The 15,894-nt window shown below is 65.1% G+C and carries 16 protein-coding genes; all 16 read right to left on the bottom strand.

Annotation, left to right across the window (positions count from 1 at the left end; all coding sequences use genetic code 11):
• The 16 genes from HMPREF1316_RS11970 to srlE all read right to left on the bottom strand — a co-directional run bounded on the left by HMPREF1316_RS11970 (position 1) and on the right by srlE (position 15,882).
• Positions 1-588 carry a hypothetical protein gene (locus tag HMPREF1316_RS11970; protein WP_021727209.1) on the bottom strand — a complete coding sequence of 196 codons (588 nt, stop codon included), beginning with the start codon at positions 586-588 and terminating at the stop codon, positions 1-3.
• Positions 589-602: 14 nt separating this feature from the next.
• Complete coding sequence (locus tag HMPREF1316_RS14585) at positions 603-944, bottom strand: hypothetical protein (protein WP_198009695.1); 342 nt, start codon at positions 942-944, stop codon at positions 603-605.
• 218 nt (positions 945-1,162) lie between these two features.
• Entirely contained in the window at positions 1,163-2,656 is a 1,494-nt protein-coding gene (locus HMPREF1316_RS11960; protein ID WP_021727280.1) for a hypothetical protein, read from the bottom strand.
• The gene (locus tag HMPREF1316_RS11955) at positions 2,638-3,345 is read right to left on the bottom strand and encodes a hypothetical protein (protein ID WP_021727198.1); all 708 of its coding nucleotides are present in this window, start codon (positions 3,343-3,345) and stop codon (positions 2,638-2,640) included. The genes HMPREF1316_RS11960 and HMPREF1316_RS11955 overlap by 19 nt, the downstream gene beginning before the upstream one ends.
• 8 nt (positions 3,346-3,353) lie before the next feature.
• The gene (locus tag HMPREF1316_RS11950) at positions 3,354-3,632 is read right to left on the bottom strand and encodes a hypothetical protein (protein ID WP_040652461.1); all 279 of its coding nucleotides are present in this window, start codon (positions 3,630-3,632) and stop codon (positions 3,354-3,356) included.
• Positions 3,633-3,836: 204 nt separating this feature from the next.
• On the bottom strand, positions 3,837-4,607 hold the full coding sequence (locus HMPREF1316_RS11945; protein ID WP_040652460.1) for an amino acid ABC transporter ATP-binding protein: 771 nt from the start codon (positions 4,605-4,607) through the stop codon (positions 3,837-3,839).
• Positions 4,607-5,824, bottom strand: coding sequence for an amino acid ABC transporter permease (locus tag HMPREF1316_RS11940; RefSeq protein WP_021727226.1), 1,218 nt, complete (start codon positions 5,822-5,824; stop codon positions 4,607-4,609). The genes HMPREF1316_RS11945 and HMPREF1316_RS11940 overlap by 1 nt, the downstream gene beginning before the upstream one ends.
• Before the next feature lie 74 nt (positions 5,825-5,898).
• Complete coding sequence (locus HMPREF1316_RS11935; RefSeq protein WP_021727307.1) at positions 5,899-6,831, bottom strand: transporter substrate-binding domain-containing protein; 933 nt, start codon at positions 6,829-6,831, stop codon at positions 5,899-5,901.
• A 162-nt stretch (positions 6,832-6,993) separates the two neighbouring features.
• Positions 6,994-9,435, bottom strand: coding sequence for a tRNA (adenosine(37)-N6)-threonylcarbamoyltransferase complex transferase subunit TsaD (tsaD, locus tag HMPREF1316_RS11930; RefSeq protein ID WP_040652458.1), 2,442 nt, complete (start codon positions 9,433-9,435; stop codon positions 6,994-6,996).
• Between the two features lie 220 nt (positions 9,436-9,655).
• Positions 9,656-10,162 (bottom strand): tRNA (adenosine(37)-N6)-threonylcarbamoyltransferase complex ATPase subunit type 1 TsaE, encoded by a 507-nt coding sequence (gene tsaE, locus HMPREF1316_RS11925; RefSeq protein ID WP_040652457.1) that lies wholly within the window; start codon positions 10,160-10,162, stop codon positions 9,656-9,658.
• The gene (locus HMPREF1316_RS11920; protein WP_021727241.1) at positions 10,162-10,776 is read right to left on the bottom strand and encodes a uracil-DNA glycosylase; all 615 of its coding nucleotides are present in this window, start codon (positions 10,774-10,776) and stop codon (positions 10,162-10,164) included. Before HMPREF1316_RS11920 ends, tsaE begins: the two co-directional genes overlap by 1 nt.
• 9 nt (positions 10,777-10,785) lie before the next feature.
• Positions 10,786-12,030, bottom strand: coding sequence for an alanine racemase (alr, locus tag HMPREF1316_RS11915; protein ID WP_021727183.1), 1,245 nt, complete (start codon positions 12,028-12,030; stop codon positions 10,786-10,788).
• A 2-nt stretch (positions 12,031-12,032) separates the two neighbouring features.
• Positions 12,033-13,649 carry an NAD(P)H-hydrate epimerase gene (locus tag HMPREF1316_RS11910; RefSeq protein WP_021727272.1) on the bottom strand — a complete coding sequence of 539 codons (1,617 nt, stop codon included), beginning with the start codon at positions 13,647-13,649 and terminating at the stop codon, positions 12,033-12,035.
• A gap of 4 nt (positions 13,650-13,653) precedes the next feature.
• A complete protein-coding gene (gene acpS / locus HMPREF1316_RS11905) occupies positions 13,654-14,220 on the bottom strand; it encodes a holo-ACP synthase (RefSeq protein ID WP_021727261.1) in 567 nt (188 codons plus the stop codon).
• Positions 14,221-14,412: 192 nt separating this feature from the next.
• Positions 14,413-14,781, bottom strand: coding sequence for a PTS glucitol/sorbitol transporter subunit IIA (locus HMPREF1316_RS11900; RefSeq protein WP_021727202.1), 369 nt, complete (start codon positions 14,779-14,781; stop codon positions 14,413-14,415).
• Positions 14,782-14,853: 72 nt separating this feature from the next.
• The gene (gene srlE, locus HMPREF1316_RS11895; RefSeq protein WP_021727249.1) at positions 14,854-15,882 is read right to left on the bottom strand and encodes a PTS glucitol/sorbitol transporter subunit IIB; all 1,029 of its coding nucleotides are present in this window, start codon (positions 15,880-15,882) and stop codon (positions 14,854-14,856) included.
• Between the last annotated feature and the right edge of the window lie 12 nt (positions 15,883-15,894).

Raw genomic sequence — 15,894 nt, 5'->3', positions numbered from 1 at the left:
CTACTGATCCTCCCACCTGAAGCGCATATTAGCCACCAGGCCGCTGCCACACATTCTGGAGTTGCAAAACTGCAAGTTCGTCATGCTCCCACTCACGTTTGCGTCGGCGCCCGCGCGGGCGCCCGTCACGGGGTCGTCCCCCGCGTACACCAGGTCGGCCGGACGCGCCATCCAGAGCCACAGGGCGAGGGCGGCGTCCCGGGAGGGGTCGCCGCCGAACGTCTCCAGCGCGTCCTCGCGGTACGCCCGCTCGAGGTCGTCGGGGTCCACCTCGAGCGTGGTCGAGGGGTCCGCGTTGTAGGCCTCCGCCGCGACGCGCAGCAGCGCGCGGGAGCGGTCGTCCATGACGACGCCCGCCACCTCGTTGCCCCACTCGTCCGTCCCGGCCACGTCGACCTGGAGGAGGGGCGACAGGTCAGTGACGCCGTACACCATGGCCCGCTCGTCGCGAACCTCGCGGGCGGCCTGCTCGCGCGCGGCGGAGCGGGCCTCGAGGAGGCCGTGGGCCGCCGCGGCGACGGCAACGATGGCGGCCACCAACAGGGCGCAGGCCCCCGCGTGGCGCCTGACGACATTGCCCGGGCCCATCGGCCACCTCTCCGTCAGTCGGACTCCCACCTGAAGCGTACGTTAGATACTATGCTACTGTCGCTTATGCGAATATGGATGAACTGTAGGTTTGTCAGCCTACCTGGATTTGCGTCGGCGCCCGCGCGGGCGCCCGTCACGGGGTCGTCCCCCGCGTACACCAGGTCGGCCGGCCGCGCCATCCAGAGCCACAGGGCGAGGGCGGCGTCCCGGGAGGGGTCGCCGCCGAACGTCTCCAGCGCGTCCTCATAATATGCGCGCTCCAACTTAGAAGGGTCAACCTTTGGCGAAGTGGATGGGTCGGCATTATATGCGGCAGCCAACTCCCCCAATAAGACACGGGTCTCATCGGTCATCTGTATGCCCGGCACATCGTTGCCCCAAGCATTGACCCGCACTGTAACAACATCGAATTCAGAGAATGCCCCCATTCTCTGTCGTGCAGCATCTATGCGCCCTTGATCCTGCGTCTTATGGTATGCGTAAAACCCATATGCAGATGCAGCAGCTATTACGGCAGCCACAAGGAGCGCAAAGGCTACAAACCTATGAGTATGTGTATGGTGTTGCATCGCTATTCCCAGCTGAACGTAACGCTATTAGACAAGGGCCCACCTTGCTGTTTATCTAAAATATACTGGTAATTGGTTACTTGGCTGGGGTTGGCACTTTTCGACACATCGCTATCCGATATATATGATAGATCAGCAACATCCTTTGACCACTCAATAAAGGCAGTAGTATCCTGTCCCTCTCCTCGGCCAACAAGTGCGTCTATGGGGTTGTTGGTCATATCGCTCATGAAGTCGTCGTAGGTATAGGAAGTACCATGTGACTGGTTATAGGCATCTATCGTTGATTGGATAGCCTCCTGCTCCGAGTCAGTGACATACACATTTATATTGCTGTCCAGCGTATAGCTGCGCGTCCCATCGGGGCTGTTGAAGTCAGGGAAATTCACGTCATCGTATGAGGTGCCAATGCCTATGTCCTCGAGTGGTGAAGCCCCAGACGTGCGAATTGACTCTGCCGTCTCTTCACTCAGCGTCTGCTTCTGCTCTTCTGACAGGTTATTTTGGTAGCTCTCTGACAGTTGTTTGGCGAAACCCATGATTGTCAGCAATGTCCCACCACCAGGCAGGTTTTCAATCGCTACGTCGACACCCTTGTCTACCAGAGACTTGGCTGCAGATCCCATGACGCTAAAGCCATCTCCGCCATACATAACTCTCTCAGCAGGGTCAGTGACCTGCTGCAGGTGAGCTTTTGGATTATTCAAATGGGACAGCAGTACCAATACATCGGGAGTACTGCCAGACACGTATATGTCCGTCTCATACATGGCACTCCCACTTGGGTCATCAAGCCCTATGCCAACCGATCCTGTGGAGGATGAGTCATCGATGTGCAAGGAAGGATTCGACTCCAGCATGCACATGAATGCGCTGTCATCACTGCCGTCTGAGTTCTTTCCTCTGATGACCGTCAGGGCAAAGTCAACGCCATCCGTGGAGTACCATGCATTTCCATCACTATCGAGCCCACAGTCATCTGCCGGGACCCAAATCGTCTCGTTCTTCTGGCTCATAGAGTCGATCAGGTTCAACCCGGCGATACGCGGCCAATACGTATCCGACCGGTTGTTCCAATCCCGTGCGTCAGCCTTTTCCGCGGCGGCGACACGAGAGAGCAGGGGAGACGGTACGTACTCATAGATGTGGTTGGAGTTTATGGTCTTGGTGGGATCATTTGGATCCGGCATGGGGCCGACGCCGGAGGCATCCTGCTCCTTACCTGTAGCCACATAGGAAAGCTCGAGAAACCTCTCGATGCTATCGGTGTCCATCTGATCCCACATTGTTTCATAGGCCTTGGCAACTTCGCCCACCTCAGCATCTGAGACCATGACGGAAGGAATCTTTGCAAGCGCCGCATAGAGGTTCTCCGTGAAGTGCCCCGTCCCATCTTCGTCGACACTATAGATCTCGTCTGCAGTAAGACGGCCGTCGTTCTCATAGGCCTGTCGGTATGCCTCAAGCTCCTCATCCGTCAAATACGGACGTGCCATTTCGCACTTATACTCGGCAATCGAGTGGTTATAGTCACCGTCGGCAGTATCTGCCCAACTGGTATCGCCCCATGAGCCTGTGGTCGTATAACTGACGACGGACGCCGTGGCGGCACGCAGTTGGCTGAAGTCAACCTCCCCATAAAAGCCTGCCGAGTCGGAGTCATACTGGTTGGCCAAGTCGATGACTTTTGGTAATACTGCGCCGTCTCCTGTTGCGACGCGATGAGTGATGAGTAGCCATCTGAGATGGACTGCACGTCTATCAATGATTCCGCGCTGCCGCCATCTCTCTGTGCCTGCTGGTTCTGCTGCCGCGCAAAAGACACGTCTCTCCGCTCTTCCTGCCGTAGACGAGCGATTTCGCTTTGTGCCTCCTGAAGACGCTGTTCGGCGACCTTCGTGTCCACCACGTCCCCTTCGGTCGGGTAGAGACCCGACACGGCGCGTTTGTTCTTTTCGTTGGCGCTGCGCAGCGACTCATAGAGCGAATAGTGTGACTCCACCACCGCCTTGTGCATGTGAATGGTCTGGGTTGCCGCCTCTGCCGCAGCCCCTTCCATGCCCTCAAGCGAGATGTCTCCCACGGCTTCGACCTGGGCCTGGCAGGCATCCATCTGATTCTCAAGCTTCGCGTTCTCATCACTGAGCGCTTGCTCCGCACTGCTCTTTACAATACGGATGTCCATGGCCAAAGCTACCTCTCGCTCATTTGGGCGGCTATCGCGTCATCTGCCGCCGACAGGGCATCGTAAATCAGGACGATCGAATCGGCGTCGGCCTCGATGAGGTCCCTCCAGGCATCAAGGGCCTCACCTATGCCATCCCCTATTGTCGAGTCATGCGTGGAGCTGCCGCTCACCGGTATGGTCAATTGCAACGTGTCAAGCTTAAAGTCACAGTAGCTACCAAGACCCTGCTTAAGAGCCGAGGCATTGCTGGCTGATGACGCTTCTCCGCTCTCAATCATGGTCATGGGGATCACGCATCCATATCGTTTCGCGCCATCTTCTAAGAGGTATCTAAATTTAAATAAAGCAATACTAATTTGTCAACTGCATACCTTGCAAGCGTGTGCGGCGGCATCGTCGCATCGCGCCGTGGGCAGCTCGTCCGCGAGGCACGAGCCCGCACGTGGCGGCCCGGCCCGTCCCCCCCCCCCCCGCGATGGCCCGAGGCGCTACCCGTCGGCCTGGGATGCATCATCCAGGTAGCGCGCCAGGAACTCGCGCGTGCGCGGCAGCTGGGGGTGCGTGAACATGTCCTTGGGGTCGCCCTGCTCGGCGATGACGCCCTGGTCCATGAACACCACCTTGTCCGAGACGTTCCTTGCGAACTCCATCTCGTGCGTCACCACCACCATGGTCATGCCATGGGCGGCGAGGTCGCGCATGACCTCGAGCACCTCCCCCACGATCTCGGGGTCGAGGGCGCTCGTGGGCTCGTCGAAGAGCATGAGGTCGGGATTCATGCAGAGCGCGCGGGCGATGGCGACGCGCTGCTTCTGACCGCCCGAGAGCGTTGCGGGCATGGCGTGGACGAAGTCCGAGAGTCCCACGTCATCCAGGCGCTCGAGCGCCAGCCTCTCGGCGTCGGCCTTGGGAAGCTTCCCCAGCGTCACGGGTGCGAGCGTGCAGTTGTCGAGCACGTCCATGTTGTTGAACAGGTTGAACGTCTGGAAGCACATGCCGATCTTCTCGCGCAGCTTGTTGACGTTCACGTGCTCGGCGGCAAGGTCCTCGCCGTGGAACCACACGTGCCCGGCGTTGGGCGTCTCCAGCAGGTTGATGCAGCGCAGCAGCGTGGACTTGCCGGAGCCCGAGGCGCCGATGATGGTGACCACCTCGCCGGGCATGACCGAGAAGTTGATGTCCCTGAGCACCTCGTGGCTGCCGAAGCTCTTGCGGAGCCCCTCGATGCGCACGACGGGTTCGACGGGCTGCTCTGCCATCACGCCTCGCCCCCCTTCTCCCCTGCGACGGGCAGGTGGTCGGACGTCCCCATCACCACGGGCCGGGCGTCGGTGTCGAACGCCCGCTCGAACCTTGACAGCGCCCACGATGCCACCAGCGTGAGGATGAGGTACACGATCGCGGAGGCGACGTACATCTCCATCTGCTTGTAGTAGACGCCTGCGATGGTGCGCGTGGCAAACGTCAGCTCGAGTACGCCGATGGCCATGAGCACCGACGAGTCCTTGATGTTGATGACCAGCTCGTTGGAGAGGGCGGGAATCGAGTTCTTGATGCCCTGCGGGAAGACGACCTTGCGCATGGCCTGCCACTGCGAGAGGCCCAGGGAGCGCGCGGCCTCGGTCTGCCCGGGGTCGACGGCACCGATGCCCGAGCGCAGCACCTCCATCATGTAGGCGGTCGAGTTGAGCGAGACCGTGACCAGGGCGGCGTTGAACGGCGACCACACGTTCAGCACCTGTGTGGGCGTCATGCCCTGTCCCGTGAGGATGCCGGTGCCGGCATAGTAGATGATGAGGCCCTGGATCATCATGGGCGTGCCACGCACGACCTGCGAGTAGACCCTGGCAAAGCCCGAGCCCACCACCTTGAGGAGGCGCACGCAGTCGTTGTCGGAGCGGTCGGGCTCCTGCAGGCGTAGGAACACCAGAGCCAACGCTAGGAAGAACGCCACGATGGTGCCCACGAGCGCGATGATCACGGTGTTGATGATGCCCTGCACGAACGTCGACCCCATATGGTGGAGCATGTAGACCGTCGACCCCAGGAAGTCGCTGGGGTTGGTGGCCTGCGCCCTGCCCCACTGCACCGTGTAGACGCACCCCAGAACCACGCGGTCGACGATGAACGCCAGCGTGACGGCCCAGATGACATACGACAGGTAGCGCTCGGCCCGCCGGGCGGTGGGACGGGCGAACGGCGAGGTGCGCACGTAGGCGTCACCCTTCCAATGTGTGAGCTTGCTGACGAGCGCCAGGGCGGACACCGCGAGCCAGGCCACGAGCACGTAGTACAGCGCCGTCTCGAGGCCACGGGCATGGTTGAGGAGGCTCAGGGGCGAGTGCGCCTGGTTGGCGAGCCAGAGGCCGCAGAGGGCGAGGATGCTCGTGCCCAGAAACACGTAGCGGTGCTCCTCCAGAAGGAACGCCCGGACGCGCGCGAGGCGTCCCTTGGCCGCACTGTTGGAATCCTGCATGGGGAAAGGCTCCTTTGGATCGGTCGGAGGGCCCCGTGGCGGCACGGGAGGCGCCGTGGCGCGGGGGCTGCGCCCTACTCGGGCAGACGCTCCTGCACGGCATCCCAGTAGGCCTGGCGCTCGTCCTGCGGGACGGCGTTGATGGCATCGTCGATCTTGGCGAGCACGTCGTCGTGCCCCTTGGCGATGCCGGCGTTGATGGGCGCATCCTCGGAGAAGAGGATGGGGTTGCCATCGAACTCCACCTGGGCGAGATCGGGGTTGGCGGCCAGCAGGCCCTTGGCGTTCTCCACGTCGTACGTGATGGCGTCGCAGGTCCCCTGGTTGAGGTTGGAGAGCTGCGCGGGCACCGAGTCGACGGGGGTGAGGTGGTTGACGCCGTCGATCTCGTCGATCACGTCATCCAACAGCGTGTCGCGCTGCCCGAGCACCGAGGCGCCCTTGAAGTCGGCGAAGCTCGTGGCGTGCTCGTAGGGGGAGCCCTTCTTCACCAGCAGGCCATAGTGACCGTCCCAGTAGGGGTCGGAGAAGTCGATGGACTGGCGGCGCTCGTCGGTGGCCGTCATGCCGCCGCAGATGATGTCGATGGTGCCGTTGGTGAGCCCTTCGACCAGGCCGGAGAACTCCATCTTCACGGCGACGGGCGTCAGGCCGAGCGCCTCGCCGATCTTCTTGGCGAAGACGATGTCGTAGCCGTCGGCATAGGCGCCATCCTGGCCCTCGACGGGAATGGTGTTGTCGGACTCCTCGGAGACCTGGAAGTTGTACGGCGGGTAGGCGACCTCCATGCCCACGCGCATCGTCCCGTTGTCACCAAAGCCTGCGGCCGAGGAGGACTGGCTGGCGCCCTTGTCGTCCGTCTCGGTGGAGGGCCCGCACCCCGCAAGGATGCCGGCGCCCGCCGTGCCCAGGGCCGCCATGCCCGAGAGCCTGAGGAACGTGCGGCGGGACAGGCCAGCCCCCGCGCCGCCCGCCGTGGCATGCATGTCTGTGGAATCAGTATTCATGGCAGTCCCCCTTGCAACTACATACGTGAAAGGCGTGGCACTACGGTACCAGTGTAGGTCAACGGTAGGCCGCCGCGTCGCCCCGGGACAAAACGGTGCGCGGCCTGGATACGTTGGGGAAACACGAAGGAAACGCTCGGGGGCGCACCGCCTACCGCACCGCTAGCGCCGAGGCCAGCCCTGTCCCACCACAGGCGGCTCGGGTGACGACCAGCTGCCCAGCCGGGCGTTGGGATCGGCGTCCTGCGTGAGCGGTACCGTGACGCCCGATCGCCAGTTGCGCAGGGCCACGAGGGCGATCATGGCCCCGTTGTCGCCACAGACCACCAGGGGCGGCACTGTCACGCGCACGCCACGTCGGCCAAGCCTCCTCTTGTACGCGGCGCGGAGCTCGGAGTTTGCCGCCACGCCGCCGCCCAGGCAGAAGTCCGAGACGCCCGTCTCCTCCACCGCCGTGATGGCCTTGGACACCTGCACGTCGATGACCGCGGCCTCGAAGGACGCCGCGAGGTCGGGCAGGTTGATGGCACGCCCCGCCCTGCCCTCCCCCTCGATGTAGGTGATGACCGCGGTCTTGAGCCCACTGAGCGAGAAGCGGTAGTCGTGGCTGTGCATCATGGCGCGCGGGAAGTGGATGGCCTTCCTGTTGCCCGTGGCAGCCAGCCTGCTGATGACGGGCCCACCGGGATAGCCCAGTCCCAGGGCCTTGGCCACCTTGTCGAAGGCCTCCCCCACCGCATCGTCGATGGTCGTGCCCAGGACCTCGTAGTCTCCCCAGGCTCGCACGTGCACGAGCATGGTGTTGCCACCCGAGACGAGGCTGGCCACGAAGGGCGGCGTGAGGTCGGGCGCCTCGAAGAGGTTGGCCATGAGGTGCCCCTCGAGGTGGTTGACCGAGGTGAGGGGCAGGCCCGTGGCGGCGCAGAGCCCCTTGGCGAAGGCGAGGCCCACCACCAGGGCGCCAACGAGGCCGGGCCCTGTGGTCACGCCCACGCAGGCGAGGTCGGAGGGGGCGAGCGTGTCGCAGCCAAAGTGTCGGCCGGCCTGGGCGAGCGTCTCCTCGAAGACGCCGACGATGGCCTCCACGTGTTTGCGGCTTGCGATCTCGGGCACGACGCCGCCGAAGCGGGCGTGGAAGTCCACGGAGGTCGCCACCACGTTCGCACAGATGGTTCCCTGCGCGTCGATGATGGCCATGGCCATCTCGTCGCAGGAGGACTCGATGGCGAGCACGAGGTCGCCAGCGGCGGCGAGGGCAGCCTGGGCCTCCTCGCTGCGCGGCGCGGGGACGATGGGCCAGGGGCGGATGGAGGCGCTGGGCCCGGGTGCCGCCGCCACGAGTGCGGCATCCGCCCTGAGGGGCAGGTCGGCCCGCAGGATCAGGGCGTCCTTGCCCTTGCCATAGTAGTTGGGACGCCGGCCCACCTGCCTGAAGCCCAGGCCCTCATAGAGCGTGCGGCCCGCGACGTTCTCCGCCTCCACCTCGAGCGAGATCGTGGAGGCACCATAGGTGTGCCCGTCGTAGGCGATACGTGCCACCAGGCGTGACGCGATGCCCCGACGGCGATGGCCCGCCGCGACGGCCACGTCCGTGACCTCGAAGTCCGCACCGGCAAGTTGGCCGCCCGCATACCCGATGATGGTGCCCTGGTCGTGTGCGACCCACCAGCTGCGCTGGGGCTGGCTGAGCTCCTGGGCGAACTGGGCGCGCGTCCAGGGGGTGTGCACCGCCCCCTCGAAGGCCGCGCCGTCGAGGGCGGCGACGGCGTCGAGGTCGGCCGGCAGCATGGGACGCAGCTGCAGGTGACGGTCGGCCAGGAGGTCCGCCACGCCGGTGGTCTCCACCGAGACGGGCTCCTCGAACCCCAGGCGCGTGCGCTCGTTCTCCTCGGCGTCGGAGAGGCGCGTGTAGATGGGCAGCACCAGCGCGGGGTCGCCGTCACCGAGGGCGGGCACGAAGTCGGGCGCGGTGGCGGCACGCACCAGGCCCTCGCCCGTGGGATGCCAGAGGCCCTCCTCCAGGACGTCCGTAAGGCCTGCGCCCTCGAAGCGGGTGCGATACCTCTTGAGGCCGTCGCCCGTGAGGGTCAGCTCCCCAACATCCGGGAGGTCGGCAAGCTCCGCCACCGCCGCATCGGCCTTGAGCACGCGCTCCGCCTCGAAGCGGCGATGTGCGCCCTCGTCGTCCAGCAGGTAGAGACCCGGATACACCTCGCCACGCATGGCGTCGCCCACCACGGCGAGCCTGCCGCGCCGACCGGCCCCCCAGGCCGTCCAGGCGACGGCGTCCAGCGTGGAGGCGCCGTGCAGGGGCACGCCCAGACCGCAGGCCAGGCCCTTTGCCGTCGCAATGCCGATGCGCACGCCCGTGAACGAGCCTGGGCCACGACCAACCAGCACCTGGTCGACGTCCGCCATGGAAAGCCCCGCCCGCCTCAGCACGTCGAGGGCCGTGGTGGCAAGCTCCACGTTCGCCCTGCGGCGGCAGAGGTGGTCTCCCGAGGCCAAAGGCTCGACCTCGCCCGCCTCCACGCGCGCAGCGGCGCAGGCCAGCATGTCGGTAGAGGTATCAAGCGCAAGCACGGCGGACATCACAACACCCATCCCTCGTCGGCCGCGCACGCCGCGGTCGGCATCAAACGTCACAGCCTAGCCAGTGTAGCGCTCCCATCGCCAGCCGGAACGAAAACGCATGCGCCGACCTGTCGGGGTGCCCGTGGACAAGGCCGCACGCAGGCCCTACGGACGTCCCGGGCGAGGACGCGGCGCGCGCCGCCATCGTGCCCGGCCTGCCACCTCAGGGACGGCGAGGCAAGGTCACACGTTACGAGACGTTGTCCCAGCGGGCGCCCAAGGCGCGGACGAGCTCTTCGCCGCGGGCGTCATGCGCCTCCACACGGATGCGACGTGGTGGCTCGACACCCTCCCCCACCTGGTCATCCAGGCGCGTGAGCACCACGTCCACGCGCTCGGGGCCAATCTCGTCCACAAACCGCTCGCCCCACTCGATGAGGCAGGGGCCGTCGGATCCCAGGGCATCGTAGAGGCCGACGTCCTCCAGCTGTCCGGGGTCGTCCAGGCGATAGAGGTCAAAGTGGTACAGCGGCATGTCGGCACCATCGTGGACCATCTCGATGGTGAAGGTGGGACTGGTGACGTCGTCCCTCACACCCATGCCCGCGGCAGCGCCCTTGGCGAGCTGTGTCTTTCCCGCACCGAGGTCCCCCGTGAGCACCAGCACGTCACCGGCATGCAGAAGGGCGCCCAGCGCCCGCCCCAGCGCGATGGTCTCGTCCGGGGAGTGCGACACCACCTCGAACGACGCTGCCATCACCGTGCACCCTCCGTGGGATGCTCCCTGAGCCAGGCGCCCACCAGGGCGAGGTCCTGCTCCAGCAGGGGCTGCCAGTCGGCATGGTAGATGCACGCCGCCGGGTGGAAGGTGGGACACACCACGAAGTGCCCAGTCTGATACAGCTTGCCGCGCAGCTTGGTGACGCCCATCTCGGTCTTGAGCAGCCACTGCGAGGCAAAGTTGCCCAGGCACACGATGACGTCGGGCCATATGGAGCGCACCTGCTCGCGCAGGAAGGGGGAGCAGGCCTCGATCTCCTCCGGGCGGGGGTTGCGGTTGCCGGGGGGACGGCACTTGACCACGTTGGCGATGTAGATCTGGTCACGCGTGAGGCCCGCGATGGAGAGGAGGGAGTCCAGCTTCTTGCCTGCCGCGCCCACGAACGGCTCGCCCTGGAGGTCCTCGTTCTTGCCGGGTCCCTCGCCGATGAACATCACGCGGGCATGCGGGTAGCCCACGCCAAACACCAGGTTGGTACGGGTCTGCCCCAGTTCGCAGAGCTGGCAGTTGCCCATGACGGACCTGATCTCCTCAAGCGTCACCTCCCCGGGCCTCTGGTGCTCATGGCCAGGTATGTGCATGACGGACATGTGCTCCCCCTATACGTAGACTCTCTCGAGGCGCTGTGAGAAGTTGCAGGTGACCTCGTAGTTGATGGTGCCGCGCAGGGACGCGAGCTCGTCCGCGGTGATCTCCTCGTTGCCATCGGCGCCCATGATGGTGACTACGTCGCCCCGTTCGACCGGCGCCGCGGCGCGATAGGCGCGGATGCCGCTCACGTCGTTGGCGACCATGAACTGATCCATGCAGATGCGCCCCACCTGACGGGCGCGGCGGCCGGCAACCAGCACGTCCATGCGATTGGAGAGCGAGCGCGCAAGGCCGTCCGCATAGCCCAGGGGCACCGTGGCGATCTGGATGTTGGGCGTGGGCACGCGATACGTGAGCCCATAGCCGACGCCCTCGCCCACCGCGGGATTGATGACGCGCGTGATGCGGGCGCGCACGCTCATGACGGGCCGCAGGCTCACACGCGGCACCGTCGTGTCGGCAGGGTGTAGGCCATAGAGGCCAATGCCCACGCGGCACATGTCGTGCTGCAGCTCGGGATGGAGGATCGTGGCGGGGGTGTTGTTGCAGTGCACGAGGCCATGGTCGAGGCCCGCGGCCTCAAGCGCCGCCACGGCATGGTCGAAGCGTGACACCTGCTGCTTGAAGTCCCAGTCGCCGATGACGTCCGCCGTGGCAAAGTGCGTGAAGATGCCCGCGCACTCGATCCCGCGGTGGAAGTCGATCATGCGGCGGAACTCGACCACGTCATCGGGCAGCACGCCGATGCGCGTCATGCCCGTATCAACCGCCAGGTGGTACTTGGCCACCACGTCCACGGCAACGGCCGCCTCGCCCAGGGCCAGGGCGAAGTCGGTGGTGTGGACCGTCGGCATGAGGTCGTACTCCACGAGCGTCCGCACGCTCTCGATGGGGGGCTCCGCCAGGATGAGGATGGGCCACCCGATGCCGGCCTCGCGAAGCTCGACGCCCTCGGCCACCGTGGCGACGGCAAACTGGTCGGCTCCCGCGGCGTGCATCGCCTTGGCGCAGCGCACGGCACCGTGGCCATAGGCATCCGCCTTGACGGCGCACATCATCTTGGTGCGAGAGTCCATGAACTGCCTGAGGGCGCGCACGTTGTCGCGCAGGGCGTCGAGGTCGATCTCCACCCACGCCCAGCGGTCGTCCGGACAGTGACGCACGGACTCCTGGGCCAGGGGGTGCGCCCATCCCTCGTCGGTGCGGCGGCCAGCACTTGCGAACCCATAGTCGTGGGAGGCACGGTATGCCATCGTCACTCCTCCTCGTCCTCCCCCTCGGGGAAGGCAATGTCCTCCTCAAGCGCATCCTCGGCAAGCCCCAGGGCATCGATGATGTCGCGTGCCATGACGCCGCGCGATCCGCGGCTGCTGACGGCGATGGAGCCGGCGTAGCTGTGGATCTCGCAGGCGAGCGCGGCCAGGGAGGGAAGGTCCTCGTTGTCCACGGGCGTGCGCGCCAGCAGCGTTGCCATGATGCCGCCCAGCACGTCGCCCGAACCTGCCGTCGCCAGCGAGGCGGGACCGGGCTTGGGCAGGAAGGCGACGTCCGCGCTCACGCAGGCCGTCGCCGACCCCTTGGCCACCACGCAGAGCTCGCTGCCGCCATCGGCCCACACCACCCGACGCGCGGCATCCATGGCGGCGGTGAGCGAGGTGGGCGGATTGTCCTGCAGGCCCACCAGCCGTCCCAGCTCGCCACGATGCGGCGTGAGGATGAGGGGCTTGTCACGGCGGAGCATCTCGGGATACTCGTCCACGGCGTTGGACGTGAGCCGGCTGATGCAGTTGATGCCATCGGCATCGATGACGAGCGGGACATCGACTCCCAGCAGCCCCGAGACCACCCCGACGGTGCCGGAGGTCACGCGCATGCCCGGCCCGACGAGCGTGGCGGAGCGCTTCTGCGCCAACTCGGCGATCTTCTCGGCAGCACCGATGGCAAAGGTCCCGTTGCCGTTGGCAGGCAATCCCAATACGGGAATCTCCAGCAGCTGTGACTGCACGATGCGCACGATGGGATCGGGCACGGCCAGCGTCACATAGCCCGCACCGGCGCGCGCGGCTGCCATGGCGGCCATCACGGGCGCACCCGGGAAGCGCAGGGAGCCGCCCACCACGAGCACGGAGCCACGGGTGAACTTGTCGTCCCCGTTGGAGAGGGGCTGGAGCAGCCCCGCATAGTCCTCGAGGTCCGCGCGCCAGGCAACGGGATCCGCCTCCATCACCAGGCGCTCCGTCTGCTCCGCCAGGGGGGCCACCACGATGGTGCCGCAGCAGTCGCGCCCATGGTCCGAGATGAGGCCCGGCTTGAGCGCCAGCATGGTGATCGTGAGGTCGGCCGAGACGCAGGGCCCCGCGGCAAGCCCCGTCTGTGCGGAAAGGCCGCTGGGCACGTCCACGGACACGATGCGCATGCCGGACTCGTTGACGCAGTCGATCCAGATGTCAAAGGGCGTGCGCGGCTCACCGTGGAAGCCCGTGCCCAGGATGGCGTCGATGATGACGTCCACTCCCGAGAGCAGCTCCTCCAGCTCCTGACGGGGCGGTGCCACCACCACGTGCACACCGGCGCCACGGGCGCTGGTTGCCACCACGCGGGCGATGTCGCCATGGATGTCATCGGGCACCACGGGCGACACCACGCTCACGTGCACGCCGTGGCGCAGCAGCTCCTCGGCGGCAACCCAGCCATCACCACCGTTGTTACCAAAGCCGGACAGGACCACGACGTCCCGGATGTCACCCATCTCCATGACCTCGCGCGCCGTCGAGACGCCCGCGCGGTGCATGAGCTCCGAGACGCTGACGCCCTCCTCGGTGAGATCCGCCTCGACGCTCCGGATGTCCTCGACGTTCAGGACTGGCTGCATGGTGTCACGCTCCCGTACGTATGGGCGTCTCGGCCGCGTGCTCGGACGCCTCGTCCTCCACAGTGGTCTCTAGGGTATCGCTCAGCGCGCCCTGCAGTCGCTCAAGCTCGTCAATGAGGGTACGCGCCCGCTTGAAGGACGCCCGCAGCTCCTTGGCGGGGTCGGGGGCCTCCTCCTGATGCGGACGCGATCCCTCCGTCATGGCGACGGCGTTGGCCACGGCAACCTCGCGCGTGGTGGAGAGCGAGAGGGCGATCTCCTGCACGCCCTGGCCGCGGGCGACCTCGGCGGCCCTGCCCGCCAGGATGCAGAGGGGACGACCCAGCTCGCCTCTGCCCACCGAGACGTCCTTGAGGCCGATGCCGCCCGAGAAGCCCGTTCCCAGCGACTTGAGCACCGCCTCTCGCGCGGCAAAGCGTGCGGCATAGTGCTCGGCAGGATGCGCCGTCGCGTCGCAATAGGCTCGCTCGTCCTTTGTGAACACGGCGTCAAGGAAGTGAGGGCGGCGGCGCATGACTGACTCCATACGCGCTATCTCGAGCATGTCCACCCCGACGCCTGCCTGGACCATTCACGCACCCTTCTCGCCCGTGTCCCTGAGACCTTTCTCATGATAGTACCAGCGCGTGTCGCTGTCGCGCCCACCGCAATGCGGTCATGTGCCGGATGCGTACGGAAACAGCAGAAGGACGCCCATCCACCTGGAGGGCGCCCCTACGGCATGTCTCATGTCCGATCATCAGGAGCCTGCCAGGAGGTCTCCCTACCCGTACTTTATGATCTGAATCTCTGTGCCCTTCCCAAGCACGGGCACCTCAGCCTGCTCCACATAGAGCGTGCCGGCCATCTCGGGCTCGGTTTGACCCGTGAAGCTGATGGTACAGTGGCCAAGCCCCTGTAGGGTCACGGGTGCCTCGGCACCGACACAGGTGATCTTGTAGAAGTTGCTGCCAATGCGAAGGATGTCCCCCGCGGCGATCTGGCCGTCTATGGGATTGACGTTCACGAGATAGCAGTAGTCCTTGAGCTCCGGAGGGGCAGTGGCACCAAAGAGGATGATCATGTTGGTGGCACGAAAGTCCTCTGCGTGCGCTCCCGCACCAAGAACCTTGTTTTCATAAATGACTTTCATCGTCTGTCTCCATAAACGTGAGTTTTCATCATTATAAGGGATGTCCTCGGTTCGATGGACCCCGCGCAGCCCCTACACATAGAGGCCGATAGACGCGGCGAATGCGAGCAGCACGCGGATCCAGCCGGTCATGAAGCGTGAATACATGACGGACAGGACGCCAACCTCGATAGTCTCCGTCTCCGCCTCGGCAAGGCCCAGGCCAACAGGGATGAAGTCGCACGCGCATTGGTTGTTGATGGCAAACAGAGCAGGGAGCGCCATCTGTGGAGCGATGGTACCCTTGCCGATCTCTGAGCCAATCAGGGTTCCGACAATCTGTGCGATGACGGCACCAGGACCAAGCAGGGCGGAGAGGCCGGGGATGGAGACGACGATGCCCAGAACGAGCAAGCCGATGGGGTTTCCCGCAAGTGGTGCCAGGAAGTTGGCGATGATGTTGCCGAGCCCCGTGCCGTTGATGATGCCGATGAGCATGGCGACGAACGCCATGAAGGGCAGCAGGGTCGTAATGCAGGTTTGGATGGCATCACGACCAGCCTGGTAGAGCGTGTTGACGAACGTGCCGACACCCATGCCGATGACAGAGAGGACGCTGTTCTTCTTCTGCGGGGTGTCGGCCATATAGTCCTTGTCAGCCTGGCTTGCCTTGACCGCATCAGTCGTTGTCGCAGCCACAGAGGCAGCGGGTGTGGCCTCGTCGGCGGGACGTACCGTTCCGGACCCATCTGCCAGGGACACGCACGTGGACTTAACGGCCGAGACATAGATGTCCTCGTGTATGTACTGCGCAAGGGGGCCCGACTTGCCGGTGGGCATCACGTTCATCGTGGGAATGCCCTTCTGGGGGTAGATGCCGCAGCGCAAGGTCCCACCGCAGTCGATGATGACGCACGCGACCTCCTCCTCGGGACAGGACGTCTTGAAGCCGTTGACGGGCTCCATGCCAGAGAGCTCGACGACCCTGTCCAGACACTCGGGCTCAGCGCCGCCCCCAACGATGTACATGACCTTGTTGCGCTTCGGTGTGGGTGTGATGACAAGCGGACCACCCCACCCGCCATCACCGGCCACGACCTTGATGGCATGTAGCTCTGCCATGATGAGTCTCCT

The sequence above is a fragment of the Olsenella profusa F0195 genome, from assembly GCF_000468755.1.
Taxonomy (GTDB): domain Bacteria; phylum Actinomycetota; class Coriobacteriia; order Coriobacteriales; family Atopobiaceae; genus Olsenella_F; species Olsenella_F profusa.
The sequence above is the reverse complement of the archived record's forward strand: the minus strand, read 5'-3'. Positions and strand labels throughout refer to the sequence as shown.

Coding starts and splice junctions, on each gene's coding strand:
- HMPREF1316_RS11970 (WP_021727209.1), bottom strand. CDS start 588: ATGGGCCCGGGCAATGTCGTCAGGCGCCACGCGGGGGCCTGCGCCCTG.
- HMPREF1316_RS14585 (WP_198009695.1), bottom strand. CDS start 944: ATGACCGATGAGACCCGTGTCTTATTGGGGGAGTTGGCTGCCGCATAT.
- HMPREF1316_RS11960 (WP_021727280.1), bottom strand. CDS start 2,656: ATGGCACGTCCGTATTTGACGGATGAGGAGCTTGAGGCATACCGACAG.
- HMPREF1316_RS11955 (WP_021727198.1), bottom strand. CDS start 3,345: ATGGACATCCGTATTGTAAAGAGCAGTGCGGAGCAAGCGCTCAGTGAT.
- HMPREF1316_RS11950 (WP_040652461.1), bottom strand. CDS start 3,632: ATGACCATGATTGAGAGCGGAGAAGCGTCATCAGCCAGCAATGCCTCG.
- HMPREF1316_RS11945 (WP_040652460.1), bottom strand. CDS start 4,607: ATGGCAGAGCAGCCCGTCGAACCCGTCGTGCGCATCGAGGGGCTCCGC.
- HMPREF1316_RS11940 (WP_021727226.1), bottom strand. CDS start 5,824: ATGCAGGATTCCAACAGTGCGGCCAAGGGACGCCTCGCGCGCGTCCGG.
- HMPREF1316_RS11935 (WP_021727307.1), bottom strand. CDS start 6,831: ATGAATACTGATTCCACAGACATGCATGCCACGGCGGGCGGCGCGGGG.
- tsaD (WP_040652458.1), bottom strand. CDS start 9,435: ATGGGTGTTGTGATGTCCGCCGTGCTTGCGCTTGATACCTCTACCGAC.
- tsaE (WP_040652457.1), bottom strand. CDS start 10,162: ATGGCAGCGTCGTTCGAGGTGGTGTCGCACTCCCCGGACGAGACCATC.
- HMPREF1316_RS11920 (WP_021727241.1), bottom strand. CDS start 10,776: ATGTCCGTCATGCACATACCTGGCCATGAGCACCAGAGGCCCGGGGAG.
- alr (WP_021727183.1), bottom strand. CDS start 12,030: ATGGCATACCGTGCCTCCCACGACTATGGGTTCGCAAGTGCTGGCCGC.
- HMPREF1316_RS11910 (WP_021727272.1), bottom strand. CDS start 13,649: ATGCAGCCAGTCCTGAACGTCGAGGACATCCGGAGCGTCGAGGCGGAT.
- acpS (WP_021727261.1), bottom strand. CDS start 14,220: ATGGTCCAGGCAGGCGTCGGGGTGGACATGCTCGAGATAGCGCGTATG.
- HMPREF1316_RS11900 (WP_021727202.1), bottom strand. CDS start 14,781: ATGAAAGTCATTTATGAAAACAAGGTTCTTGGTGCGGGAGCGCACGCA.
- srlE (WP_021727249.1), bottom strand. CDS start 15,882: ATGGCAGAGCTACATGCCATCAAGGTCGTGGCCGGTGATGGCGGGTGG.